The organism is Agrobacterium sp. 10MFCol1.1 (assembly GCF_000381165.1).
Classification (GTDB): Bacteria; Pseudomonadota; Alphaproteobacteria; order Rhizobiales; family Rhizobiaceae; genus Agrobacterium; species Agrobacterium tumefaciens.
Genome location: NZ_KB906084.1, coordinates 83,885 through 109,327 on the forward strand (window position 1 = coordinate 83,885; position 25,443 = coordinate 109,327).

The following is a 25,443-nucleotide window of genomic DNA, read 5'->3' on the forward strand; positions in this document are numbered from 1 at the left end:
TGTGGCGGGTCAGGACCGGGCGGCTTCCGACACCGAGCGCAACAACGAAACCGTCTTGCGATAGTCTGCGACGCCATCACCCTTGAAGACGGCCGAACCGGCCACCAGTGCGTTGGCACCGGCTGCGACGATGGCGCCGGCTGTCTCCGCCGTCACGCCGCCGTCCACTTCAAGTTCGATCGGCCGGTCGCCGATCATGGCCTTTGCCGCACGGATCTTGTCGAGCATGGCCGGAATGAACTTCTGTCCACCGAAACCGGGATTGACGCTCATGATCAGCACGAGATCGACATCGTCAAGCACGTTTTCGATGACCGAAAGCGGCGTGGCGGGGTTGAGCGTCACGCCGGCCTTCCTGCCGAGCGTGCGGATGGTCTGGAGTGAGCGATGGAGATGCGGGCCTGCCTCCGCATGGACGGTAATGCCGTCGCAGCCGGCCTTGGCGAAGGCTTCGAGGTAGGGATCGACGGGGGCAATCATCAGGTGGCAGTCGAAAAAGGCATTGCTGTGCGGGCGGAGCGCCTTGATGACGTCAGGACCGAAGGAGATGTTTGGCACGAAATGGCCGTCCATGACATCGAGGTGGATCCAGTCTGCGCCCGCTTCCGTCACATCGGCGACTTCCTGTCCCAGCTTGGCGAAATTGGACGCCAGAATGGACGGTGCAATCCGGATGGGCAGGGACATGGGGCAAACTCCTCTCGACGCGTTGCGTAAGCTGCCTTTAGCATCAAGTATCAGGGTTTGAAACGGCTTGTCGCGCGGTTGCCGCCGGTTTTCAGCCGCGGCTTACTGAATTTCCAGCGATACCGGCTTCACCTATTGTCTTTCGGCCTTGTCCGCCTGTTCGAAACGCTGACCGTTCCAGCGCTGCAGGCGATAGGGATTGTCTGCAAGCTCATGCGAAGGGTTGAAAGCGATATCGCCAAGCACGGTTTTGAAGACGGTACCGTTCGCCAGTATCTCCGGTGCGGGTTTCCCTTGGGATTGGGCTGCTTCGGCAAGCGCCGCAGTCAGTTCCGCAGCCGCATAGGAGGGCAGGACGTAACCTTCCGGCTCGATATTGGCGGCACGCAATTCGCCGGCGACGGCCTGTGCCGAAGGCAATGTGTCATAGGCCGGGCGCGTGACCGCTAGCACATTTGCCGCAAGTGGCACGGGGTTGTTTGCCGCATTCATGGCGTCGCCGCTCATGATGGTGAGCGGAATGTTTTCGGAGCCGGCGTCTCTGGCGACAATCGCGACGTCGTTGCGTTCCGCGCCGATGAAGACATGGGTGATGCCGGTGCGCCCCAGCCGGCGTACAAGCGCCACCTGTTGCTCCTGTGCCGGGCGCAGCGTATCGGTGAGTGTCGGTTTCAGCCCGTTCTCCTCCAGCGCCGAACGGATGCGATCTACCAGATCGCGACTGAAGATCGTGCCATCATCCACGAGGCCAATGGAATGTCCCTTCCAGTCGCGCAGAATGATTTCTGCGGCCCGGTCCGATTCGGCCTTGTCCGATGGCGCTAGGCGGAAAAGCGGCCAGCTATATTTCAGAGCGTCTTCCATCAGGATCGGGGCACGGCTGGAAAGCGTGATTGCTGGAATGGCGGCTGACTTCAGAGGCGGCAGAACGCCCTGAAGCGTTTCCGTGCACAAAAAACCGATTGCCGCGCTGACCTTGGCGGCCACGAGACCATCGGCAATCGCGCCGCCGCTGCCGTCTTCGCAGCTTTCATGGATTTCGACGACATCTAGCCCGAGCTTGGCGGCCGCGGCCTTCGCGCCCTGCCTGACCTGTTGCCCCAGCAGTTCATATGGGCCGTTCTGTGGGGCAACGATGCCGATCGACGCCGCGCATGCTGAGCCCGCAAAGGCAAAACCGGCGATGATCGTTAGCAGGCGAAGTGAAAGCATGACGTGCGCGAAATCCTGTTGTCCCGGTTTGATGTTTATCGGCAACAACTGGTTTTCCAAAGGAAAAATCGCTGATACCCATCATAATCGCACATCATCGTTCACTGCACGGCGGTTTTGATCGCAACTCATCCAATTTGAAACAACAGTCTGCAATTACGCGTTATGGTTGTATATATTCAATGTGATCGCGTGCGATTGTTTTTTGCCGAGATTCATCTTTTTAAGGTCGGCAATTCACTCTGTAATTTCATAAGAGCGGAAGTACTGCTCGTCATGGTTTAGAGCATTTTTACTTTATAAAACTGTAACATGCAGTGCGTATAAGCACAGTTTTATAAGGGCGGGTTTGCGATTTTGCCTTTTATAGTGCACCCCAATAAAATGCACATTTTATTTCCATTCATCTAATTTATTGATATAAAAAGAGAATATACATATTTCCCTGTGCTTTATTTGTGCTTTGCCATGTTTTTTTCGCATTTGCGAGAAGATCTGCTTGACGAAAAGTAAATGGTTAGATTAGATATAGGTGTTTCAGGGGACGACTGAAATTGGCTGTAACAAGCCTCGGAAGTGTTCCGAACTTAAGCACTGCCAAACTATATTACATTCTATATTCTATTATTTTCATTACGTATAAACCGCTTCGGGCAACCGGGGCGGTTTTTTATGTGATGCTAATTTAAGCAATTTTAAATTGCATTCGAAAAGCTTCGCGAAAAGATATTCTTCCAGCATTGGGTTTTCCGAAAGCAAATCGCGCAGGAGCGTCGCGTCTGTCGCAGGCGAGGCCTGTTTTTAGTAAAGCTCAAGACGCCGTTGAGTGCCGCGAAAAGCCCACGCCGGTCAGCGCTGATGCCGCTTCCGTTCGCTAGCGGCTTTATTTCGTCAGAGCAGCCAGCGCGTCTTTTGCAAAGGCAGAGATGGGTTCGGGAAGGTTATCGGGGTCGAACCAGCCGATATCGGAAAGCTTGTCCGGTTCTGTCAGTACCGGCTCACCCTGCGTGTCGCGGGTGACGAAGATCAGCGAGACCCAATGGTGCCGGTCTGCGACATTGATATATTCGCTATGACAGAGAAATTCGACCTTGCCGATTGTCAGCCCGGTCTCTTCTTCAGCCTCTCGCCGTGCTGCGGCGAGGGATGATTCAAGGTGATCGACTTTGCCGCCCGGAATATTCCAGTATCCGGCTTCCGGCGCTTTCAAGCGCCGGCATAAAAGCAGGCGGCCATCACGCAATATGGCAAGCCCAACGCCGACGCCTGGAAAATCTTGTCCTGGCTTGATCGTCGGCGTCATGCGTATTGTTTCCTGCGTCAGGCCGTCGGGGCTCAGCCCTTGGCGTTGGCCACGATCAGCATGAAAGCGGGAATGTCATCGCCGAAACCAACAGGCGTCGGGCCATCGTCATGGTCACGGTAATGGCGGCGACGGTCACGGTTGTCGTCATTGGCGTGCAGCGGGTTCAGGTTGCGGCTGTTGCGCTCGGAATTGCGCGGGGTCTTTTCCGGTCTGCGTTCTGCCTTCACCTTGTCTTCTCCGTGAGCCGCGATGTCCGTATCCACAGTGGTGGATTGTGCACCCTGATTGATGTTTTCGACCGGCGATGCAGGTGCATCGCGACGGTTTCTGTCGCGGCCTCTGCCGCCACGTTCCTTGGTGCCCCGGCGGCCGGTATTGCTTTCAAAGCTTTCCATGGGCGCGGGGAGGGAGGACAGGTCACCGTTCAGCCATTCGACCTTCTCGGTGATCAGCTTTTCGATCGCGTCGAGATATTTCGCATCGCTCTTGGTGACGAGGGTGAAGGCCTTGCCCGAACGGCCAGCACGACCGGTACGGCCAATGCGGTGGACATAGTCTTCGGCATGAATGGGAACGTCGAAGTTGAAGACGTGGCTGACATCGGGAATATCAAGACCGCGGGCTGCAACGTCGGAAGCAACCAGCAGCGTCAGCTGACCGTCCCGGAAGTTCTGCAGCATGGTCGTGCGCGAACGCTGGTCCATGTCGCCATGCAGCGCGCCAACGGAAAAGCCGTGACGATCCAGCGAACGGAAGAGGTCGGCAACGTCCTTTTTGCGATTGCAGAAAATGATCGCGTTCTTGAGTTCGGCTTCTTCGGCACGGACGAGATCGCGCAGGACAGCGCGCTTCTCATAGTCCTTGTTGTGCGAAGCGACGATGCGCTGGGTAACGGTCTTTGCCGTGGAGGAGGGCTTGGCAACCTCGATACGGGTCGGGTTCTGCAGGAACCTGTCGGCAAGCTTCTGGATTTCCGGCGGCATGGTGGCCGAGAAGAACAGGGTTTGCCGGGTAAAGGGAATCATCTTGGCGATGCGTTCGATATCGGGAATGAAGCCCATATCCAGCATGCGATCGGCTTCATCGATCACGAGGATTTCAACGCCGGTCATCAGGAGCTTGCCGCGCTCGCAATGGTCGAGAAGGCGGCCGGGCGTGCAGATGAGAACATCGGCGCCGCGCTCAAGCTTGCGGTCCTGATCTTCAAAAGAAACGCCACCAATCAGAAGTGCGACGTTCAGCTTGTGATTCTTGCCGTATTTCTCGAAGTTTTCGGCTACCTGTGCCGCCAGTTCGCGGGTCGGCTCGAGGATCAGCGTGCGCGGCATTCTTGCGCGTGCGCGGCCTTTTTCCAGCAGTGTGAGCATCGGCAGAACGAAGGATGCGGTTTTCCCCGTGCCGGTCTGTGCGATACCGCAGATATCACGCTTTTCGAGAGCGGGCGGAATTGCGCCAGCCTGAATGGGTGTCGGCGTCGTGTAGCCGGCATCTGCAATAGCGGAAAGAACTTTTTGGCTCAGGCCAAGATCAGAGAATGTTGTCAAAGGAAGAACTTTTTCCGTTCTGGTTCGGTAAGAATACCTGCGTGCCGCTGCGACACTTGCAAAGACTTGGCGCGGGGATATGCCCAAATTGCCAGAAAGTCAAGGAAACAACCGGAAATGCGCGCGAAACGGCGAGACGATGGCGAGGCTTTTGAGCCTTGGACGCGGTTTCGGGCGATTTATCGCAAAAAGGGCGAAAAAAGCGTTAAAATCGGACTGCTATTTGAGATAGGTTTTAAGCTCGGCCCCGGCGACCAGAAACCGCATCGGATCAACAGGCGTGTCGTTGCGGCGGACCTCGTAATGTACGTGCGGACCGGTGGAGCGGCCGGTGCTGCCAGCACGGCCAACGATGTCGCCGGCCTCCACCTTGTCGCCGGCTTTGACCAGAATGGTGGAGAGATGGCCGAATCGCGTCGATACGCCCTGGCCGTGATCGATCTCGACCATATTGCCGTAGCCGCCGGAGTTTTCCGCAACCGTCACCTTTCCAGCGCCCGTCGCCTTGACGTCGGCGCCTGTTTCGGCGCGAAAATCGATGCCGGTATGTAAAGCGGGCCGTCCGAGGAAAGGGTCGAGCCGGTTTCCGAATCGGCTGGTGATCGCCCTGCCGGGGGCCGGATTGCCGAAGGGCAGGGCGGTTGCGGTTTCCTTCACGATATCCAGCCGGTTGAGCGCATTGTCTAGATTGGTCAGAGACATATTGAAGGGATCGGTTTCATTCCCCTGCGGATCCGCATAGGGGCCGCCGACACCGTCCGCGCCACTTTCGTCGATTTTCAGGCCCGCCTGCCGGATGATATCCTGCATCGCGCTCGCCTTGTCCTCGGCGTCGCTGGTCAGTCTGGCGATCCGTGATATCTGCTGGCGTTCGATATCCTTCAGCGACAGCGTTACCTTGGAAAACACGCGGTCAGCGCGGTCGGAAGGCGTTTCGCCGTTTTCGGGCACATAGGACGCCCGCTTGTCGGTTCCGGCTGGCTTTTCCGGCTGCGATGGGCGGGGCGCCATCAGATTTTCTATGGCGGAGAGGCCACCTGTCAGATCGGCGCGTTTTTCCGGTGCCATCGCGTTCGAGAGCGAGGAGGGCGCGGTTTGAATGGGGGCCGTGGCCGTGGAGGCGGCGATGCCGGAATTTTCCGCGCGCTCCAGCAATTCGCTCATGCGCCCGTGTCTGGACGTGAGTGCCGCCTGCTGTTGCAGCAGCTTTTCCACTTTCTTTTCAACCACCTGCTGGTCGAGCAATTGTCTTGAGGTAACGCGGTCCACCTGCGCCCTCAGCGCGGCGATACGGTCTTCGTAATCGTGCTGCATGCGGGTCTGGCGCGCCATGGTCGCGCCGATCAGGTCGTCACGCAGGATGAGATAGCCGGTGGCGCCCAGATAACCGAGCGAGAAAAGGCCGATCGTGCAGCCGGCAAGCGCCGTCATCCACGGCCGGATCGTCATGTGCCGGACCTTGTCACCGCTTGCCAGCACCAGAACGTGCTGCTGCCGCTTTTTGCCGAATACCCGGTTTTCCGCTGTATCAGTCAAAATCTCTCTCCGGACTGGCCGATTTCTCACAGGAAATCATACTTCGTTAAGGTTAACGAAGTTTTGCACCATGCGCCGGGCTGCGGGTGTCAGCTGCTGTTGCTGACAGCGGTGAGGGAGCGGTAAAAGGATGGGGGTCAACCCGGCTTCGGCGCGGGCGAGGTCGTTGAAGGGCGGTTTCAGCGGTCCGCGGAAATTGGCACGTACCAGTTGCCTGAAGGTTGCTGCCGGGTCCTTCTTTTCACGGGCGCACAGGAAGCGAAACCATTTGGCGCCGATGGCGACATGGCCCTTTTCGTCATTGTAGATGACATCGAGAACGGCGGCGCTTTCAAGGTCTCCGGTTTCGCGCATCTTCGCCTGCAGGGAGGGCGTCACGTCCAGTCCGCGCGCCTCAAGGATGAGCGGCACGACTGCGAGCCGCGCGGTGAGGTCGTTGCGGGTTGAATGCGCCGCCTGCCAGAGCCCGTCATGGGCGGGCAGATCGCCGTAATCCGCGCCGAGGTTTCGCAGCCTTTCCCGCACCAGCCGGAAATGTTTCGCCTCCTCGAAGGCAACCTGCATCCAGCCGTTGAAAAAGGAATGCGGCACCGGCTCGCTGGCATAACGGGCGACGATGTCGAGCGCGAGGTCAACGGCGTTCAGCTCGATATGGGCGATGGCGTGCAGCAGCGCTATGCGACCCTTGACGCTGTGGAGGGAGCGGCGCTCCACGGCGGTCGGCGGAACGAGTTCCGGTTTATCCGGCCTGCCCGGACGTTCGGGCAGGGGTGGATCTAGGGGGGGGCGCAGCGACAGGCGGCGCGCGAACCATCGTGTCGCCGTTTCCTGCGCCAGTGCGGTTTTTCTGTCGAGATCGGCGCAGGCAATCGCCTCGGTGGCGCCGCCGCGCAGCGAGATGATCCTGAAGGTGGGCGTCACGACAGGGGCGTCTCTCAGAGCTTCCGTGCGGCGTCGAGAACGGCCTGTGCGTGGCCCGGAACCTTCACCTTGTTCCAGATTTCCGCGATCGTACCGTCAGGTGCTACGAGGACGGTGGTGCGTTCGACACCCATGTATTTTTTGCCATACATGCTTTTTTCCTTCCAGACGCCGTAGGCCTCAAGAGCCTTCCGCTCCTCGTCGGCGGCCAGCATCACCGAAAGCTTGTGTTTTGCAGCAAACTTGTCGTGGCTTTTGACGCTATCAGGGGAAATGCCGATGACGACAGTATTGGCGGCCTCGAATTCCGCGCCAAGGGCACTGAAATCTATCGCTTCGGCGGTGCAGCCGGATGTGTCGTCCTTCGGGTAGAAATAGAGAACGACCGCCTTGCCTCGCAGGCCGGACAATGTCACCGTTCCTTCACCGTTGCGGGGCAAAGTAAAATCGGGGGCAGGGCTGCCAATCGTCAGTTCTGTCATAATCATCTTTCTTTCGCCGGGATGTTGAGTGAAAGTCGCCACATTCGATATATAGCGAAACCGGGCGTCGTCCAGTGTTGAGGCGAAACAAAAGCTATTCAGGGGCAAACACGGGCGTATGGCTGAAGTAAGGGGTGAAAAGGTCAAGTTCAGCAAGCGCGATATCGTTGCGCTGCATGATCTTCCTTCGGCGCAGGCCGAAGATCCTCTCATCGTGCATTGCCCGGCGCCGCGCTCCATGGCGCGTGCTCTCATCAAGATTTTCGCTGCTCTTTTCGTACTGGCCTTCCTGTCCATCGGCGGCATCATTGTCTCCGTCGAAACCGGATCGATCGACAATGCCCTTTCCAGCCAGGCGCAGCAGGCGCTCGAACGGGCGCTCGGACCCCACTACAGCGCGCGAATCGGTTCTTCGGCCATCAGGTTCTCGACCGGGCTGCGGCTTGCGCTGGTGGCGGAGGATGTGGATATCGTCGAGAAGGAATCCGGCCAGCATCTGAGCCGGGCGAGGGCTATCGGCATGGCGCTCGATCCGCTAGCGCTTTTGACCGGACGCGTCTCCGTGCAAAGCCTCGAGGCCGACGGGATGGAACTCGATACGGCCCTTTTGCCCAAGGGTAACGGTTTCGATCTCGCCAGCATCCGGCTGGACGCGGTGCCGCAGCAGTTGCAGGCGGCGTTTTCCCAGCTGGACAAATTGGCGCAGGCGTTTTTAAGCAGCGGAACCGAGGAAATCGACATTTCCAGCGTCTCGATCCACTTGCCACCGAGCGAAGCCGGCAAGCCACGCGTCGTCGAAGTGCGCGAGCTTTCGTTGACCCCTGACCAGCAGGGCGGATATTCGCTTGAGGGTGAAACGCTGTTTAACGGCGAAATCGCCAGCCTGTCGCTAAAGACATCGGGATCAGGCGGTGTGATCGACGGTTTCGACGCGCGCATCGACGGTTTCGACATCGGTCCTTTTCTGGAAAAATTCGATCCTGAAGGCAATCTTCATGAGGGGCTGAACGTCAAGACCGGTGTCAGCATCCTCGCCCGGCGTTCCATGCCCGGACATGAGCCGCGGCTGGAAATCTCGCTCGGCATGGGCAATGGAATGCTTCTTATCGGCGGCGAGGCTCAGCCCTTCACTGCCGGCACCGTCAACGCGCGCTACGATTTTCAGAAAAACAGTCTTGTCATTGGGAATTCGCGGATCGACCTTGGGCGAACGGCTATTCCGGTCACTGGGGAAATCACGGATACCCAAGAGGGCTTCGGTCTTTCGCTGCGGATCGACAATGCGGTTGCCTCGGCCGAAGCCTCTGGCGAAGACCCCGTTCCTTTCAGCTTGAAGGCCGACGGGCAATTCAATGTCGCGACCAGGCAGCTCGAGGTTCCCTCGCTATACGTTACCGGCCCGCTTGGAGACATGGCAGGCTCGCTGAAAATCCGCTTCGGCCAGGGCTCGCCTGAAATCAGTTTCGCCGGACAGATTCCCAAGATGGAGGCCACGGCGGTCAAGCAGCTTTGGCCTTTCTGGATGGCGCACAAGCCGCGCGAGTGGGTGGTCTCCAATCTTTATGGCGGCACGGTCACGAACGGCTCGATTGCGATCTTCATTCCGCAGGGACGGATGTGCGGTCCCGGTTGCCCGCTGGTGCTGGGCGAGAGCGAAATGCAGATCCGCTTCGATATCGACGGTACGCGTCTCAATACCACCGGCGACATTCCGCCGCTGCGCGACGTTGATGCGCATTTCAATCTCGTCGGCGGCCGGATGAATGTCGATCTCAAGAACGCGACATCCTATTTCGCCTCCAATCGGTCGCTTGCGCTGGAGGACAGCCGGTTCTCCATGTCCGACGTCTATGCAAAGCCCCTGCTTGGGAATCTCGATTTGAACGTTTCGGGCTCGGCCGATGCCGTGGCGGAGCTTGCGACGCTGAAGCCCATCAATGCGCTCAAGGATACGCAGTTCAAGCCGGATGACTTCACCGGCGACGTGACGGCGAATGCAAAGCTGACCGTCGGCATGCTTTCCAGCCAAAATCCACCGCCGCCGGTGTGGACTGCCGATCTCGATCTGAAGAACCTGTCGCTGACAAAGCCGTTTGCCGGCCGCAAGGTGACCGCGCTTGACGGTTTCATGTCCATCAACGACCGGCAGCTCAAGCTTGAAGGCAAGGGCCGGGTGGACGATGTGCCGATGTCTATCGAGATGACGGAGCCGGTGCGCAAGAACAGCGACGTTGCTCCAACGCTGACGCTGAAAGCAACCCTGAACGAGACGCAGGTCGCCAAGCTTGCACCGGAGCTTTCCACGGTTCTTGGCGGCACGACAGTTGTGGAAATCGATGGCGCGGATACGAAAAGTCAGGACATACAGCTCGATCTGGCGAAGGCGTCTATCATTCTGCCGGGGCTTGGATGGAGCAAGGGCGTCGGTATTCCGGCAAAAGCGACCTTTACCCTGGAAACCAGTGATGGCCGCACGACGATCAGTGATTTCTCCCTAACCGGGGACGGCTTCGGCGCGGCCGGAGATGTCACCTTCACCAAGAACGGGCTGATTTCCGCCGATCTCAGCCGCGTGCAATTGTCACCTTCCGACAATTACGCCGTCGCCGTCACTGCCTCCAAAAACGGATACAGCATCAACGCTTCGGGAAAATCTGCCGATCTCCGGCCTTTCCTCTCAAAGCTTCGCAGTTCCTCAGGGGCAGGTGATGGCACGTCGCGTTCGCAGCCGTCCCTTGCCATCAAGGCGCAACTCGACAAGGTCTACGGCTTCAATGACGAGATCCTTTCCAATGTCAGTGCCGATGTCAGTGTGCGTGACGGCAAGGTCCGTTCGGTTGATTTTCGCGGCGTCACCGGCAGGGGCCAGGCGGTTGTGGCTCAGACGACCAATCGCGGCGCGACGGGAACCGTGACGCTTACCAGCAGCGACGCCGGTTCTCTTGCCCGTTTCACCAATATCTACACCCGCATTCGCGGTGGTCTTCTCAATCTCGCACTCTCGACCGTCAACGGCAGCGACTGGAGCGGCTCGCTCGATCTGCGCAATTTCGCCGTCGTCAACGAAGCGAAGCTTCAGGATATCGTCGCCACGCCGACGGGCGATGACGGCCGGAGCCTCAACACGGCGGTCCGCCGTAACATCGATGTCAGCTCGGAGAAATTCCAGCGCGGTTTTGCCCGGCTCGTCTACGTCAACGGCTCTGTTGCGGTGGAAAACGGCGTGGTGCGCGGCGAACAGATCGGTGCGACGTTTCAGGGCCTGCTGAAAGACCAGAACGGCCGTATGGACATGACCGGCACCTTCATGCCCGCCTATGGCCTGAACCGGCTGTTCGGCGAGCTGCCCTTTATCGGCATCTTCCTCGGCAACGGCCGCGACCGCGGGTTGCTCGGCATCACCTTCAAGCTTTCCGGCCAGACGGACCAGCCGAAGCTGACAATCAACCCGCTGTCGCTGATAGCGCCGGGCGTCTTCAGGCAGATTTTCGAGTTTCAATAAAAAGGGCCGCTTCCGCGGCCCTTCATCTGATGATTTGCGCGGGTGTTACGCCGGGCGAACGAGAACGTGCTTCTTCTTGCCAACCGAAAGCTTGATGATGCCATCGCCGGTGATCTCGGCGGAACCGATCATCTGGCGATCGTCGGATACGCCCTTGTCGTTGATCTTTACCGCGCCGCCCTGAACGTGACGGCGGGCTTCGCCATTCGAGCCGGCAAGGCCAGCGCGGACGATGAGCGACAGGACGCCGACGCCGGCATCGAGTTCGGATGCCGGAACCTCGATGGAGGGCAGGTTTTCAGCAAGCGCGCCTTCCTCGAAAGTCTTGCGCGCCGTTTCGGCGGCTTCTTCGGCAGCAGCGCGGCCATGCAGGATAGCCGTGACTTCGGTTGCGAGGATTTTCTTCGCCTCGTTGATTTCAGATCCGCCAAGGGCGGCGATGCGTGCGATCTCATCCATCGGCAGCGTGGTGAAGAGCTTCGCGAAGCGAACCACGTCCGCGTCTTCCGTGTTGCGCCAGTATTGCCAGAAATCATAGACCGGCAGTAGGTCCTTGTTGAGCCAGACGGCACCGGACGCGGACTTGCCCATCTTCGCACCCGAAGAGGTGGTCAAAAGCGGGGAGGTCAGCGCATAGAGCTGCGGTGTCCCCATGCGGTGACCGAGATCGATGCCGTTGATGATGTTGCCCCACTGGTCAGAGCCGCCCATCTGCAGGCGGCAGCCGGTACGCTGGTTCAGCTCCACGAAATCGTAGGCCTGGAGGATCATGTAATTGAATTCGAGGAAGGACAGCGACTGCTCGCGGTCGAGGCGCGTCTTCACGCTGTCGAAGGACAGCATGCGGTTGACCGAGAAGTGGCGGCCGACGTCGCGCAGGAATTCGAGGTAGTTGAGCCCACGCAGCCATTCGGCATTGTTGATCATCAGTGCCGGATTTTCCGCGCGATCGTAATCGAGGTAGTTGGCGAAGACGTGCTTGAGCGAGGTGATGTTGTCCTCGATCATGTCGATCGTCATCAGCTTGCGGGCCTCCTCCTTGAAGGAGGGATCGCCAACCATGCCGGTGCCGCCGCCCATCAGCGAAATCGGCTGGTGACCGGTCTTCTGCATCCAGTGCAGCATCATGATCTGGGTGAGGTGGCCGACATGCAGGCTGGAGGCCGTCGGGTCATAGCCGATATAGGCGGTCACGGTTTCCTTGGCGAACAGTTCGTCGAGACCCGACTCGTCGGAGATCTGGTGAATGAAGCCGCGCTCATCGAGCGTGCGGAGGAAATCGGACTTGAACCTGGACATAACCTTTTTCTTTCTGGTTGGACCTTTGCCGTCATTGTCTGTCAATGAACGCGGGGGGGGCTTTACCATTGTTTTTTGAAAAGTGCACCCGTTTCGGCCATGAATAACGGCGATTCATCTCCGCATGATTCGATATTGAAAGGGAGCAGCGCGTGGGCGAGGTCAAAACGGCAATCGGGCTGATGAGCGGGACATCGATGGACGGCATCGATATCGCCCTGTTGCGCACGGATGGCGAAAACGTGGTCCGGCATGGGCCGAGCGGTTATTTCCCCTATGATCCGGGCCTGCGCGCCACGTGGCAGAAGGCGCTGGTTACGGCCAAAGCCATTCGCGAACGGCGCGAGCGTCCGGGTGACCTCGCGGATGCGGAACGCAAGCTGACGCTTGCCCATGCGGCGGCAGTCAAATCCTTCCTCCACCGCCACCGGCTTGAAGCCAGCGATATAGACGTGATCGGTTTTCATGGCCAGACGGTGCTGCATCGGCCGGATGAGGCGTTGACCGTGCAGATCGGTGACGGCGCGCTTCTGGCCGAGGAAACCGGTATCGATGTGGTGTACGACATGCGCGCCAACGACATGGTGCATGGCGGGCAGGGCGCACCGCTCATTCCTGCGTACCACATGGCGCTCTCCGCCAATCTGCCTGATGGCTTCGAAACGCCCGCCGTCTTCGTCAATATCGGCGGCATATCCAATCTCACCTATATCGGCGAGGGAGGGCGGCTTGCGGCTTTCGACAGCGGTCCCGGCAATATGCTGATCGACCAGTGGATCGAGGCGCATACGGGCAAAGCCTTCGACAAGGGCGGCAGGACGGCGGCGGGCGGCAGCGTCGTTGCATCGCTCGTCACGCGCTACATGGAAAGCCCGTTCTTCTCGGCCAATATCCGCCGCTCGCTTGACCGCAGCGATTTCGTGCCGCCGCAAAAGGGCGAGGTTTCGCTGGCGGACGGCGCACGCACGCTGTCGCATCTGACGGGTGCCGCGATCCTCAAATCGGCGAGCTATCTGCCGGAAGCGGCTAAGACCTATGTGATCTGCGGCGGCGGGCGGCTCAATCCTGTTATCATGGAAGAGTTTGCGAGCCTTGCTGCCAAGCAGGGTGCGCGGGTAATCGCGGCGGAAGAGGCGGGGTTCGACGGCGGGGCGATGGAGGCGGAGGCCTGGGCCTATCTGGCGGTGCGATCGCTGAAGGGGCTGCCGCTAACATATCCGGGGACGACCGGTGTGAATGAGCCGGTTACGGGTGGGGTTTTGGTCAGGGCGTAATAGACGACGGCGAGCCAAGCCCGCCGTCGATCATTGTAGGTAGATCAACAATGACCTAAGCTACGCTCCTAAATCACCGAATGCGCTTCGCTGCCGGTTCCGGAACCAGTTCGCCATTCAGGCGGCGGTCGAGGTAGTCCTCACATTCGCTCATCAGCTCATCAACCTTGCCGTTGAAGAAGTGGTTGGCGCCGGGAAGGGTGCGGTGGGTGATGAGGATGCCCTTCTGGGTCTTCAGCTTTTCGACCAGACCGTTGACGTCCTTTTCAGGCGCGACCTTGTCGGCGTCGCCATTGATGATGAGGCCGGAAGACGGGCAGGGGGCGAGGAAAGAGAAGTCGTAGGTGTTGGGCTGCGGCGCAATCGACATGAAACCTTCGATTTCCGGGCGACGCATCAGAAGCTGCATGCCGATCCAGGCGCCGAAGGAATAACCGGCGACCCAGCAGCTTTTCGAATCGGGATGCAGGCTCTGCACCCAGTCGAGAGCGGACGCGGCATCGGAAAGCTCGCCGGCGCCATGGTCAAACTCGCCCTGGCTGCGGCCGATGGAGCGGAAGTTGAACCGGAGCGTCGTGAAACCGCGCTTCTGGAAAAGATAGAAGAGCTGATAAACGATCTGGTTGTTCATCGTGCCGCCGAACTGCGGGTGCGGATGAAGGATGATCGCTATCGGCGCGCTCTTTTCCTTGGAGGGTTGATAACGGCCTTCGAGGCGACCCGCAGGGCCGTTAAAAATGACTTCGGGCATTGGTACTCCGGTCGTGTTTTTTCATTCTCCAACCGCATTCTTCCGACGAGAAGACTTGACGAACTGTGTCATCTTTTCTAGAACGCAGTTTAGAATAATTCGAAACTTTGCGTGTGCTTAAGCACTCGGACCGTGTCATAAGGCAAGCGCAACTGTAATTTCAAGAAAAATGCGTTTTGGCGCATGGAAGATTGAGCGAAGCTTTTCCGCGATGACGGTTTTGACGCGCACATATATGGACTGGAACGCCACGGCGCCGCTTTTGCCTGCCGTGCGGGATGCTCTTGTCCGCGCTCTCGATATCACGGGTAATCCGTCCTCCGTACACCGGGAAGGGCGCGCAGCCCGTGCGGCCGTCGAGGCCGCGCGTCGTGACGTTGCTGTGGTCTGCGGCGCCCAGGCGTCGCATGTGACCTTTACGAGCGGTGCGACCGAAGCGGCCAATCTGGTGCTTTCGCCTGAATTCAAGATGGGGCGCGCTCCCGTACGCTATGGTCGTCTTTACGTTTCGGCGATCGAACACCCCGCTTTTCGTGAAGGAGGCCGGTTCGGCAAGGCTGACGTTACGGAAATTCCCGTTACGTCAGCGGGTATCATCGATCTTGCGGCCCTTGATGCGCTGCTTTCAGCGCACGACAAGTCCACTGGTCTGCCGATGGTCGCCTGCATGCTGGTCAATAATGAGACCGGCATTCTTCAGCCGGTGGCTGAAGCGGCGCGGCTTGCACATGCAGCTGGGGGATTGATGGTCGTCGATGCCGTGCAGGCTGCCGGCCGCGTTCCGCTCGATATCAATGCATTGGAGGCCGATTTCCTTGTGATCTCGTCCCACAAGCTTGGTGGCCCGAAGGGTGCTGGGGCGCTGGTGTCCCGCGGCGAGGTGATGATGCCGAAGCCGCTGATCCATGGTGGCGGTCAGGAAAAGGGACATCGTTCCGGTACTGAAAATACCCTGTCGGTCATCGGTTTCGGTGCCGCCGCCGCTATTGCTGCGCAAAACCTCGAGACCGAAGCGACGCGTCTTGCAGCGCTGCGCGCAAGGCTGGAAGACGGCATGCGGGCAGTCGCGCCTGACGTGATCATCTACGGTGAGGATGTCGGCCGTGTCGGCAATACCACGTTTTTCACCTTGCCCGGTTTGAAGGCGGAAACGGGCCAGATTGCATTCGATATCGAAGGCATTGCGCTCTCGGCCGGTTCGGCCTGCTCTTCCGGCAAGGTGGGTGAAAGCCATGTGCTGACGGCGATGGGACGCGATCCCAAGCTTGGCGCACTCAGGATTTCCCTTGGTCATGCGACTGATGAGGCGGATATCGAGCGCGCGCTCGCAGCCTTTACGAAAATTGCCGGGCGGCGCAGGCTGACCGGTCAGGCCGCTTAAAATGCGGCAAAGAATTGCGGAATAGCAATTTTCCGCTTGCCGGGATGTGTGAAAAGCGCCATCCCGCACTTACATGGGTATAAGCTCCGCCCCGTTTATACGGGCCCGGATTATTTGCCCGAAGATGGATGAAGGCGGCTATCCGCCTTGATACGTTGACAAGCCACCGGACCTTGGCTCCGGCGAGATTGGAGAACGACATGGCAGCGGTTCAGGAAACGATCGATCAGGTTCGCCAGATCGATGTGGACCAGTATAAATACGGCTTCGAAACCGAAATCGAAGTCGACAAGGCCCCGAAGGGCCTTTCGGAAGAGGTGATCCGCTTCATCTCGGCCAAGAAGCAGGAGCCGGAATGGATGCTGGAATGGCGTCTTGAGGCTTACAAGCGCTGGCTGACGATGGAAGAGCCGACATGGGCGCGCGTCAGCTACCCCAAGATCGACTTCAACGATCTCTATTATTATGCCGCACCGAAAAGCACGCCCGGCCCGAAGTCGCTGGACGAAGTCGATCCGGAGCTGCTGAAGGTTTACGAGAAGCTGGGTATCCCGCTGAAGGAACAGGAAATCCTGGCCGGCGTGGAAAACCGTCGTGTGGCCGTGGATGCCGTGTTCGACAGCGTCTCCGTTGTCACCACCTTCAAGGCGGAACTGGCAAAGGCCGGCGTGATCTTCATGTCGATCTCCGAAGCCGTGCGCGAATATCCTGATCTGGTGAAGAAATATCTCGGCTCGGTCGTGCCGCAGACCGACAATTTTTACGCAACGCTGAACTCGGCCGTCTTTACCGATGGTTCCTTCGTGTTCGTGCCGAAGGGCGTGCGGTGCCCGATGGAGCTTTCCACCTATTTCCGCATCAACGAAAAGAACACCGGCCAGTTCGAGCGCACGCTGATCATCGCCGAAGAGGGCGCCTACGTCTCCTATCTGGAAGGCTGCACGGCACCTCAGCGCGACGAGAACCAGCTTCACGCCGCCGTGGTGGAACTCGTGGCACTCGACGATGCCGAAATCAAATATTCCACAGTCCAGAACTGGTATCCGGGCGACAAGGACGGCAAGGGCGGCATCTACAACTTCGTGACCAAGCGCGGCGATTGCCGTGGCAACCGTTCGAAGATTTCGTGGACGCAGGTTGAAACCGGTTCTGCCATCACCTGGAAATACCCGTCCTGCATTTTGCGCGGCGACGACAGCCGTGGCGAATTCTATTCGATTGCGGTTTCCAACGGCCATCAGCAGATCGACAGTGGCACCAAGATGATCCATCTCGGCAAGAACACGTCGAGCCGCATCATCGCCAAGGGCATTGCCGCCGGTTTCTCGGAAAACGTCTATCGCGGACAGGTCTCGGCTCACCGCAAGGCGACCAACACGCGCAACTTCACGCAGTGCGACTCGCTTCTGATCGGCGACAAGTGCGGCGCCCATACCGTGCCCTATATCGAGGCGAAGAACTCGTCTGCTCATTTCGAGCATGAGGCGACCACGTCGAAGATTTCCGAAGACCAGCTGTTCTATTGCCTGCAGCGCGGCATTCCCGAGGAGTCGGCCATCGCACTGATCGTCAACGGCTTCGTGAAGGATGTCATCCAGCAGCTGCCGATGGAGTTTGCGGTTGAAGCGCAGAAGCTGATCGGCATTTCGCTGGAAGGTTCGGTCGGCTGATCGTCATACGAATACGCACTTTGAGTGCGCGGTTTCGCGCACCTTCGCTCACACTATTCTTAGGATAAAACCATGCTTGAAATCATCGACCTGCACGCAAAGATCGCCGATACCGAAACCGAGATCATCAAGGGCCTCAACCTGAAGGTTGCTGCCGGTGAAGTTGCGGCCATCATGGGCCCGAACGGTTCCGGCAAGTCGACGCTGTCCTACATCCTGTCGGGCCGCGAAGACTATGAAGTCACCTCCGGGGACATCCTCTACAACGGCGAAAGCATTCTGGAACTGGATGCCGCCGAGCGCGCTGCCAAGGGTATTTTCCTGGCCTTCCAGTATCCGGTCGAAATTCCCGGTGTTGCCACCATGCAGTTCCTCAAGGTTGCTATGAACGAGCAGCGCAAGGCGCGCGGCGAGGCCGAGCTGACGACGCCGGACTTTATCCGTCGCGTCAAGGAAGCTGCCGGCGATCTGAAGATCGACATGGACATGCTGAAGCGTCCGCTGAACGTCGGTTTCTCCGGCGGTGAGAAGAAGCGCGCCGAAATCCTGCAGATGGCGCTGCTGGAGCCGAAGCTCTGCGTTCTCGACGAAACCGATAGCGGCCTCGACATCGACGCGCTGAAGATCGTGGCTGATGGCGTCAACGCGCTGAAGTCGCCGGATCGCGCCACTGTCGTCATCACCCACTACCAGCGCCTGCTCGATTACATCGTGCCTGATAGCGTTCACGTTCTTTACAAGGGCAAGATCATCCGTTCGGGCGACAAGGCCCTGGCGCTGGAGCTGGAAAACAATGGTTACGCCGACATCATCGGTGAAGCGGCCTAAGCCAGAGGCCAGGAGGTGATGTCCATGAACATTCAAACGACCAATCGGCTGACGCCAGCGGAAACCGCGCTGATCGACGCCTATACCGCCAAGTTCAGCGAATTGCCGGGCAATGGTGCGGTTGTCGCCGCCCGTGACGTGCTGTTCGACGATCTGAAGACCGGCGGTCTTCCGACCCGCCGCATCGAGGCGTGGCACTATACCGATCTCAAGAGCCTGTTGCGTGCCATTCCCGAGGACCAGCCCGCACCTGTTATCGAAAAGCAGGCGTCTGTTGTCGCCGGCTCGTCCGTCGCCTACGTGCTGCATGGCACGGCCAATGTTGGCAAGATCGAGGACATCAGCGTTTCCAGCTTTGCCGAAAGCCTGCTTGACGGCTCGGCCGCCACAGGCCTTGCGGAAGCCAGCAAGGACGACGTGATCGGCCGTATCAACGGCAGCTTCGTGCGCGACGGCCTGATACTCGACATTCCCGCTGATGCCGAGATCGAAAAGCCGATCGAATTGCAGGCGATCCATGGCGCAGGTCAGGTTCACAGCCGCTTCCCGGTGCGCTTCGGCAAGGGTTCGAAGGCGACCGTCATCGAGCGTCACCTTTCGGTGACTTCGGATGCCGCCCTTGTTTCCTCTGTCACCGACATCGTTGTCGAAGACGGTGCCGAAGTGACCTGGATCATCCTGCAGCAACAGGGCGCGGCCGATATTCATCTTGGCCAGCTGCGCATGAAAATCGGTGCGGACGCCAAGATTCGTCTGTTCGTCATAAATGCCGGCGGCAAGCTGGTGCGGCAGGAACTGCGCATTGACGTGGACGGCGAGGGTACTGACCTCATCGTTCGCGGCGTCAACCTGTTGGGCGGCGAAACCCATACCGACGTGACGATGGTTCTTGGCCACAACGTGCCGAACACGACCTCGACGGAAGTGTTCCGCAACGTGGTCTTCGACCGTGCAAAGGGCATTTTCCAGGGCATGATCCGGGTTGCCCCCGATGCCCAGAAGACCGATGCGAAGATGGCGTGTAATACGCTGCTGATGTCTGACGATGGCGAGTTCTCGGCAAAGCCGGAGCTTGAAATCTTCGCCGACGACGTTCAGTGCGGTCACGGTGCGACGGTTGCCGATATTGACGACAACCATCTCTATTATCTGATGGCGCGCGGCGTGCCGCGGGCAAGGGCGCGGGCGATGCTCGTCAACGCCTTCGTCGCTGAGATCGCCGAGGAACTGGAAGAAGAAAATCTGGTAGAGGCGCTGGAGACTATCATCTCCGGCTGGCTGGAACATCATGCCTGAGAGCGAACGCGCCGCATTGGCGGCCCCTTATGACGTTGAAGCCGTGCGGAAGGATTTCCCGATCCTGTCGCGCGAGGTCTATGGCAAGCCGCTGGTCTATCTCGACAACGGCGCGTCCGCTCAAAAACCGCAGGTGGTGATCGACGCCGTTTCGCATGCTTATTCCAATGAATATGCGAATGTGCATCGTGGCCTGCATTTCCTCTCCAATGCCGCAACCGACGCCTATGAGGCGGCGCGCGAAAAGGTGCGCCGTTTCCTGAATGCCGGTTCGGTGGACGAGATCGTCTTCACCAAATCCTCCACCGAGGCGATCAATACGGTTGCCTACGGTTACGGCATGCCAAAGATCGGCGAGGGCGACGAGATCGTCATCTCGATCATGGAACATCACTCCAACATCGTGCCGTGGCATTTCATTCGCGAGCGGCAGGGCGCCAAGCTTGTCTGGGTGCCTGTCGATGATGACGGCGCGTTCCATATCGAGGCTTTCGAAAAAAGCCTGACGGAGCGCACCAAGCTCGTTGCCATCACCCATATGTCGAATGCGCTGGGCACCATCGTGCCGGTCAAGGAAATTTGCCGCATCGCCCATGAGCGCGGCATTCCGGTGCTTGTCGATGGCTCTCAGGGCGCGGTTCACATGCCGGTCGACGTGCGCGATATCGATTGCGACTGGTACGTCATGACCGGCCACAAGCTTTACGGTCCCTCGGGCATCGGCGTGCTCTACGGCAAGGCTGACCGCCTGAGCGAGATGCGGCCGTTCCAGGGCGGCGGCGAGATGATCCTCGACGTGTCCGAAGACAATGTGACCTATAACGAGCCGCCGCATCGTTTCGAAGCGGGAACGCCGCCCATCGTGCAGGCTATCGGTCTTGGCTATGCGCTTGATTATATGGACAATCTCGGCCGTGCCGCGATTACAGCCCACGAGGCTGATCTTGCGGCCTATGCTGCCGAGCGGCTGCGCGAGGTCAACTCACTGCGAATCATCGGCAATGCGCCTGATAAGGGCGGTATCTTCTCCTTCGAACTCGAGGGCATCCATGCCCATGACGTGTCGATGGTGATAGACCGGCGCGGCGTTGCCGTGCGTGCCGGCACCCATTGTGCCATGCCGCTCTTGAAACGGTTCGGCGTCACCTCCACATGCCGGGCATCGTTCGGCCTTTACAATACCCGCGCCGAAGTAGATCGTCTTGTCGAGGCGCTTGATTATGCGCGCAAATTTTTCGCCTGATATCAGGATTGAGGTTCAGGACCATGACTGCCGAAGCCACTGCAAAGACCCATGATGTGACCGAAGACGCTGCAAAGCCGTCTTCCATAGCGCCCGACGAACTGGCGCGTCTTAGCGACGACGTGATCGCGGCGCTGAAAACCGTGTACGATCCGGAAATTCCGGCCGATATTTTCGAACTCGGTCTCGTTTACAAGATCGACATCGAGGACGACCGGATGGTCAAGATCGTCATGACGCTGACAGCACCGGGCTGCCCGGTTGCCGGCGAAATGCCGGGCTGGGTTGAAAACGCCGTCGGCGCGGTCGAAGGTGTTTCCGGTGTCGAAGTGTCGATGACCTTCGATCCGCCGTGGACGCCGGACCGCATGTCGGAAGAGGCTCAGGTCGCCGTCGGCTGGTATTGAGACTGACGTGATTTTGACAGGCGTCATCCCTTGATGGCGCCTCCAAGCGCTATTAAATTGAAATCCATAAACATCGAGCCTTGAACTCGATTGTCGAAGGAGAATTAAGCCCATGGGCTTTGCGATCATGACCATGACCGGCGCTGCTGCCTCGCGCGTTAAAGCAATCGTCGAGAATTCCGGCCCGGACGCCAAGGGTGTGCGCGTCGGCATCAAGAAGGGCGGCTGCGCGGGCATGGAATATACCATCGACCTCGTGACGGAAGCGGATGCGAAGGACGATCTGGTCGAATTCGATGGAGCCAAGGTGTGGGTTCAGCCCTCCGCCGTGCTCTATCTGCTCGGCACCCAGATGGATTTTGAAGTGACCAAGATGCGCTCCGGCTTCACCTTCAACAACCCGAACCAGACGTCCGCTTGCGGCTGCGGTGAGTCGGTGGAACTGAAGCCTGCCGATCTGGCGGCGCTGGCGAAGCAGCGCGAGGCTGAAGCCAGCGTTTGATTGGCTGCGCCATTTTTCCGATCAGCGGGATGTTTGCTGTTTCAGCGTATCGATAAAATCCGCCAGCGGATGAATCGATGGCGTCGTTGTCAAAAGCGGCTCGAGAGCTGCTGCAATCTTCCCGCAATCCTCCTCGGCAAGTGGTCGAAGGCTGGAGCTGACTTTGTTGTAGTCGGGCGTTCCGCGTGACGCGAGGGAGCGATTGATCACAAACAGTTCCGTTTGCCCGTCAATTCGTTCCACGAAGAGCGCAAGCGAACCGCCGTCTGCAGCAGCGGCGCTATCCGATACCGATTTGAACATCGAAACTCTCCGTAAATCATGAACCTTTTCCGTTGAGGCCGTTGCAGCCTCGACGGCTCGTCTCACTCGTGCCGCAGCGCCTCGATCGGGCTCAAACTCGCTGCCCGCCGCGCCGGGAAATAGCCGAAAATCACGCCGATGGCAGCCGAGAAGGCGAAGGCGAGGAAGATGATCGACGGGCTGGTGACGAAGGGCACGTTGAGGAAGCTGACGACGCCATAGGCAAGGCCAAGGCCCGTCAAGATGCCGACCGTGCCGCCCAGGGCAGAGAGCATGACGGCTTCCACCAGAAACTGCGTCAGTACCTGTTTTTCCAGTGCGCCGATGGCGAGGCGAATGCCGATCTCACGGGTGCGCTCGGTTACCGAAACCAGCATGATGTTCATGATGCCGATGCCGCCGACCAGCAGGCTGACGGCTGCAACCGCACCCAGGAGCCCGGTGAGCAGCGTCGTCGTGCCGGTCATGGCAGAGGCGATCTGCGTCATGTCGTTGACGGTGAAATCATCCTCGCGGCCAATGTTGATGCGCCGCCGTTCCCGCAGCAGGTTCTGCAGGTCGCTTTGCACCTTGGCGGTGGAAACGCCGTCCTGCGCGGAGACCATGATCGAGGAAATCGTGGTGGTGCCGCCGATGCGCCGCTGATGGATTTTGAGCGGCATGATGATCGTGTCATCCTGATCGTCGCCGAGGCCGGATTGGCCTTTTCGGGCGAGAAGACCGATGACGGGGCAGGAGATGTTGCTGACGCGGATCGTCTGGCCGACAGGGTTTTCAGCACCGAACAGTTCCTGCCGCACCGTTTCGCCGATGATGCAGCCTATCTGCCCGCCGCGATCTTCGGCCGGCTGGAAGTCACGGCCCAGCGCAAGCGTCCAGTCCTGTGCTACAAGATAATCATTGGTGGTGCCGATGACGCTTGTCTGGTGGTTCTTGCCGCCGAAAATGACCGTTGCGGCGGAGCTGCGGTTTTGAGGAGCAACGGCGCGCAGGCCGCTGATCTGGTTGCGGATCGCCTCAACATCGCGATCATCGAAACGTTTGGCTTCCGTGCTGGCGCGGCCGGGCCCGAACTGGCCGGGGCGCACGAACAGCATGTTGGTGCCGAGCCGCGACAATTCCGATTTCACCTGTTCAGTCGTGCCGTTGCCGATGGTTACCATGGCGATGACGGCGGCAACACCGATGACGACGCCGAGCACGGTGAGGAAGGAGCGGAGCAGGTTGCGGCTGATGGCGCGCAGCGCAAGACGCGACGTTTCAAAGAACATCGGAAGTCTCCTTGTTTTCCGCTGCGCTGTCGGAGGCGAGATGGCCGTCCACGAAACGCAGGAGGCGTCCCGCATGGGCAGCGATATCCTCTTCATGCGTGACCATGACGACCGTAATGCCCTTGTCGCGGTTGAGCGTGGTGATCAGCTCCATGATCTCGGCGCTGGTTTTGGTGTCGAGGTTGCCTGTGGGTTCGTCGGCGAGAAGCAGAGCGGGGCGGGTGACAATGGCCCGTGCAATGGCCACACGCTGCTGCTGACCGCCGGAAAGCTCCTGCGTCGTGTGGTGCTCGCGGCCATTCAAACCCACCTGTGCAAGCGCCTCCATGGCGCGCGCGCGCCGTTCCGAGGCTTTCATGCCCCGGTACACGAGCGGCAGCTCGACATTTTCCACCGCCGAGGTCCGCGACAGGAGGTTGAAGCCCTGAAACACGAAACCCAGCATGTGGCGGCGCAGCAGCGTCAGATGTTCATTGTCGAAACCGCTGGTCGGCACGCCCTGAAACAGATATTCGCCCGATGTCGGCACATCCAGGCAGCCGATGATGTTCATCGAGGTGGATTTGCCGGAGCCGGATGGCCCCATGATGGCGACGAATTCCTTCTCGTGGATCGACAGGCTGACGCCGTCAAGCGCGCGGATCGTCGCTTCGCCCCGGCCATATTGCTTGACGACATCGCGGAATTCTATGAGTGGCGCCTGTTGCATGCGGTTTTCCTCCGTCAACCGACGTTGCGGGCTGAGGCGTCGGTAATCACCAGGTCGTCGGCCTTCAACTCGCCCGATTTTACCACGGTATGCTGGCCATCGGTGGAGCCGGTTTCTATCGAAACCGAGACGGGCGTGTTGTTACGCAGCACCCACACCGTTCTTTTGCCTGTCGCGGCCGGACCGGCATCGCGGTTCTGCGACCGGCCCATGCGGGGAGGGCGGAACAGGCTCATCAAGCCACCGCCACGGGAGGCGGATTCGCGCGGCGGCGTATATCGGAGCGCGGAATTCGGCACAAGCAGCGTATCCTTGATCTCCTCGACGACGATATTGGCGGTTGCCGTCATGCCGGGGCGCAGCAGCAATTCCTCATTGTCCACCGTCAATATGCCCTTGTAGGTCACTACATTAGACACGGTCTCGGAGGCGAAACGCACGGTCTCTATTTCAGCCGGGAAGCTACGGTCGGGATAGGCATCGACGTTGAAGGTGGCCTTCTGCCCGGTTTCAACCTTGCCGACATCCGCCTCATCCACCGACACCTGCAATTCCATATGGCGCAGATCGCCAGCAATGGTGAACAGCACGGGAGCGTTGAGCGAGGAGGCGACGGTGGCGCCGGGATCGACACTGCGGGTGAGAATGACACCATCGATGGGCGAGACGATCTTCGCCTTGCCGAGATTGACCTCGGCCAGTCGCAAATCCGCTTCCGCCGAAAGCACGGTCGCCTCGTTGACCTGTAGCGTGGCGCTGGCGGCATCGTGGTTGAACTGCGCGGCATCCAGATCCTGCTGGCTGGAGACCCGGCTCTGGACGAGGGACCGCAGACGCTCCATCGATGTTTTTGCCGAGCCGAGATCGGCGCGCGCCTTCAGCACATTGGCCTTGGCGGAGGCAAGCTTGGCGCGGGCGCTCTGCACGTCGGCCTCCAGCTTGTTGGTGTCCAGTTCCGCCAGAATATCGCCTGATTTAACCGGGCTGTTATAGGTAACGTTGACCTTGCGAATGGTGCCGGACAATTCGCTCGATATGTCGACCTGATCGGTCGGCTGGACTGAGCCGGTGGAGGTTACGATGACGGAAAGGTCGCCCTGTCTCGCCGCTTCCGTGGTGTAGGTATAGGCGACGCCTGCGGCACGCGACTGGTAATAATAACCAAGGCCCCCGCCGATCAGCACCACGGCTGCTGCGGCATAGAGATAGCGGCGCGACTTCTTCTTTCTACCTGACCTGCTGGTACCCAGAATGTCCCGCAGATCGGGCTGGCTGTTTTCCGTGTCGCGGCCATTGGTGTTGGCGTCATTCATTTTCGT

At 59.3% G+C, this 25,443-nt stretch carries 21 protein-coding genes and 1 pseudogene; 9 read left to right on the plus strand and 13 right to left on the minus strand.

All coding sequences use genetic code 11. The features are described 5' to 3' along the window. Positions 1-9 precede the first annotated feature (9 nt). The 7 genes and pseudogenes from rpe to F617_RS0124745 form a co-directional block, all read right to left on the minus strand. On the minus strand, positions 10-687 hold the full coding sequence (gene rpe / locus F617_RS0124710; RefSeq protein WP_003515995.1) for a ribulose-phosphate 3-epimerase: 678 nt from the start codon (positions 685-687) through the stop codon (positions 10-12). 132 nt (positions 688-819) lie between these two features. Next, the gene (locus F617_RS0124715; protein WP_050923875.1) at positions 820-1,899 is read right to left on the minus strand and encodes a branched-chain amino acid ABC transporter substrate-binding protein; all 1,080 of its coding nucleotides are present in this window, start codon (positions 1,897-1,899) and stop codon (positions 820-822) included. Between the two features lie 883 nt (positions 1,900-2,782). Next, positions 2,783-3,202, minus strand: coding sequence for an NUDIX domain-containing protein (locus tag F617_RS0124725; RefSeq protein WP_003515990.1), 420 nt, complete (start codon positions 3,200-3,202; stop codon positions 2,783-2,785). 32 nt (positions 3,203-3,234) lie between these two features. Further along, the gene (locus F617_RS0124730) at positions 3,235-4,749 is read right to left on the minus strand and encodes a DEAD/DEAH box helicase (RefSeq protein ID WP_019567097.1); all 1,515 of its coding nucleotides are present in this window, start codon (positions 4,747-4,749) and stop codon (positions 3,235-3,237) included. Between the two features lie 219 nt (positions 4,750-4,968). Further along, complete coding sequence (locus tag F617_RS0124735; RefSeq protein ID WP_019567098.1) at positions 4,969-6,285, minus strand: M23 family metallopeptidase; 1,317 nt, start codon at positions 6,283-6,285, stop codon at positions 4,969-4,971. 89 nt (positions 6,286-6,374) lie between these two features. Beyond that, positions 6,375-7,206 (minus strand): annotated as a pseudogene (locus F617_RS27285) (ferritin-like domain-containing protein). A gap of 14 nt (positions 7,207-7,220) precedes the next feature. Further along, positions 7,221-7,688 carry a peroxiredoxin gene (locus F617_RS0124745; RefSeq protein ID WP_013636380.1) on the minus strand — a complete coding sequence of 156 codons (468 nt, stop codon included), beginning with the start codon at positions 7,686-7,688 and terminating at the stop codon, positions 7,221-7,223. 118 nt (positions 7,689-7,806) lie between these two features. On the opposite strand from F617_RS0124745, the gene F617_RS0124750 reads away from it, so the two are divergent. Beyond that, complete coding sequence (locus tag F617_RS0124750; protein ID WP_019567100.1) at positions 7,807-11,190, plus strand: DUF3971 domain-containing protein; 3,384 nt, start codon at positions 7,807-7,809, stop codon at positions 11,188-11,190. Positions 11,191-11,235: 45 nt separating this feature from the next. On the opposite strand, the gene tyrS is transcribed toward F617_RS0124750, so the two are convergent. Then, positions 11,236-12,489, minus strand: a complete 1,254-nt coding sequence (gene tyrS, locus F617_RS0124755; protein WP_026331058.1) for a tyrosine--tRNA ligase — start codon at positions 12,487-12,489, stop codon at positions 11,236-11,238. A gap of 152 nt (positions 12,490-12,641) precedes the next feature. Between tyrS and F617_RS0124760 the strand changes: the two genes are divergently transcribed. Then, a complete protein-coding gene (locus tag F617_RS0124760) occupies positions 12,642-13,763 on the plus strand; it encodes an anhydro-N-acetylmuramic acid kinase (RefSeq protein WP_019567102.1) in 1,122 nt (373 codons plus the stop codon). 73 nt (positions 13,764-13,836) lie between these two features. Here F617_RS0124760 and F617_RS0124765 read toward each other — a convergent pair whose 3' ends face one another. After that, on the minus strand, positions 13,837-14,514 hold the full coding sequence (locus F617_RS0124765; RefSeq protein ID WP_003507952.1) for an alpha/beta hydrolase: 678 nt from the start codon (positions 14,512-14,514) through the stop codon (positions 13,837-13,839). A 211-nt stretch (positions 14,515-14,725) separates the two neighbouring features. Between F617_RS0124765 and F617_RS0124770 the strand changes: the two genes are divergently transcribed. The 7 genes from F617_RS0124770 to sufA all read left to right on the plus strand — a co-directional run bounded on the left by F617_RS0124770 (position 14,726) and on the right by sufA (position 21,841). Further along, positions 14,726-15,895 (plus strand): cysteine desulfurase family protein, encoded by a 1,170-nt coding sequence (locus F617_RS0124770; protein WP_026331059.1) that lies wholly within the window; start codon positions 14,726-14,728, stop codon positions 15,893-15,895. A gap of 200 nt (positions 15,896-16,095) precedes the next feature. Continuing rightward, positions 16,096-17,565: a Fe-S cluster assembly protein SufB gene (gene sufB / locus F617_RS0124775; RefSeq protein WP_003507956.1), complete on the plus strand. Its 1,470-nt coding sequence runs from the start codon at positions 16,096-16,098 to the stop codon at positions 17,563-17,565. Positions 17,566-17,637: 72 nt separating this feature from the next. Continuing rightward, a complete protein-coding gene (gene sufC, locus F617_RS0124780; RefSeq protein ID WP_003507958.1) occupies positions 17,638-18,393 on the plus strand; it encodes a Fe-S cluster assembly ATPase SufC in 756 nt (251 codons plus the stop codon). A 24-nt stretch (positions 18,394-18,417) separates the two neighbouring features. Next, positions 18,418-19,689: a Fe-S cluster assembly protein SufD gene (gene sufD, locus F617_RS0124785; protein WP_026331060.1), complete on the plus strand. Its 1,272-nt coding sequence runs from the start codon at positions 18,418-18,420 to the stop codon at positions 19,687-19,689. After that, entirely contained in the window at positions 19,682-20,932 is a 1,251-nt protein-coding gene (locus F617_RS0124790; RefSeq protein ID WP_019567105.1) for a cysteine desulfurase, read from the plus strand. The genes sufD and F617_RS0124790 overlap by 8 nt, the downstream gene beginning before the upstream one ends. A gap of 23 nt (positions 20,933-20,955) precedes the next feature. Beyond that, positions 20,956-21,339, plus strand: a complete 384-nt coding sequence (locus tag F617_RS0124795) for an SUF system Fe-S cluster assembly protein (protein WP_003515972.1) — start codon at positions 20,956-20,958, stop codon at positions 21,337-21,339. Positions 21,340-21,451: 112 nt separating this feature from the next. Further along, positions 21,452-21,841, plus strand: a complete 390-nt coding sequence (gene sufA / locus F617_RS0124800; RefSeq protein WP_003515971.1) for a Fe-S cluster assembly scaffold SufA — start codon at positions 21,452-21,454, stop codon at positions 21,839-21,841. Positions 21,842-21,862: 21 nt separating this feature from the next. Here sufA and F617_RS0124805 read toward each other — a convergent pair whose 3' ends face one another. From F617_RS0124805 to F617_RS0124820, 4 genes are all read right to left on the minus strand, one after another. Then, complete coding sequence (locus F617_RS0124805; RefSeq protein ID WP_019567106.1) at positions 21,863-22,144, minus strand: hypothetical protein; 282 nt, start codon at positions 22,142-22,144, stop codon at positions 21,863-21,865. Between the two features lie 62 nt (positions 22,145-22,206). After that, positions 22,207-23,415 carry an ABC transporter permease gene (locus F617_RS0124810; protein WP_019567107.1) on the minus strand — a complete coding sequence of 403 codons (1,209 nt, stop codon included), beginning with the start codon at positions 23,413-23,415 and terminating at the stop codon, positions 22,207-22,209. Continuing rightward, positions 23,405-24,124, minus strand: coding sequence for an ABC transporter ATP-binding protein (locus tag F617_RS0124815; protein ID WP_013636372.1), 720 nt, complete (start codon positions 24,122-24,124; stop codon positions 23,405-23,407). Before F617_RS0124815 ends, F617_RS0124810 begins: the two co-directional genes overlap by 11 nt. A 14-nt stretch (positions 24,125-24,138) precedes the next feature. Next, a complete protein-coding gene (locus F617_RS0124820; protein ID WP_026331061.1) occupies positions 24,139-25,437 on the minus strand; it encodes an efflux RND transporter periplasmic adaptor subunit in 1,299 nt (432 codons plus the stop codon). Between the last annotated feature and the right edge of the window lie 6 nt (positions 25,438-25,443).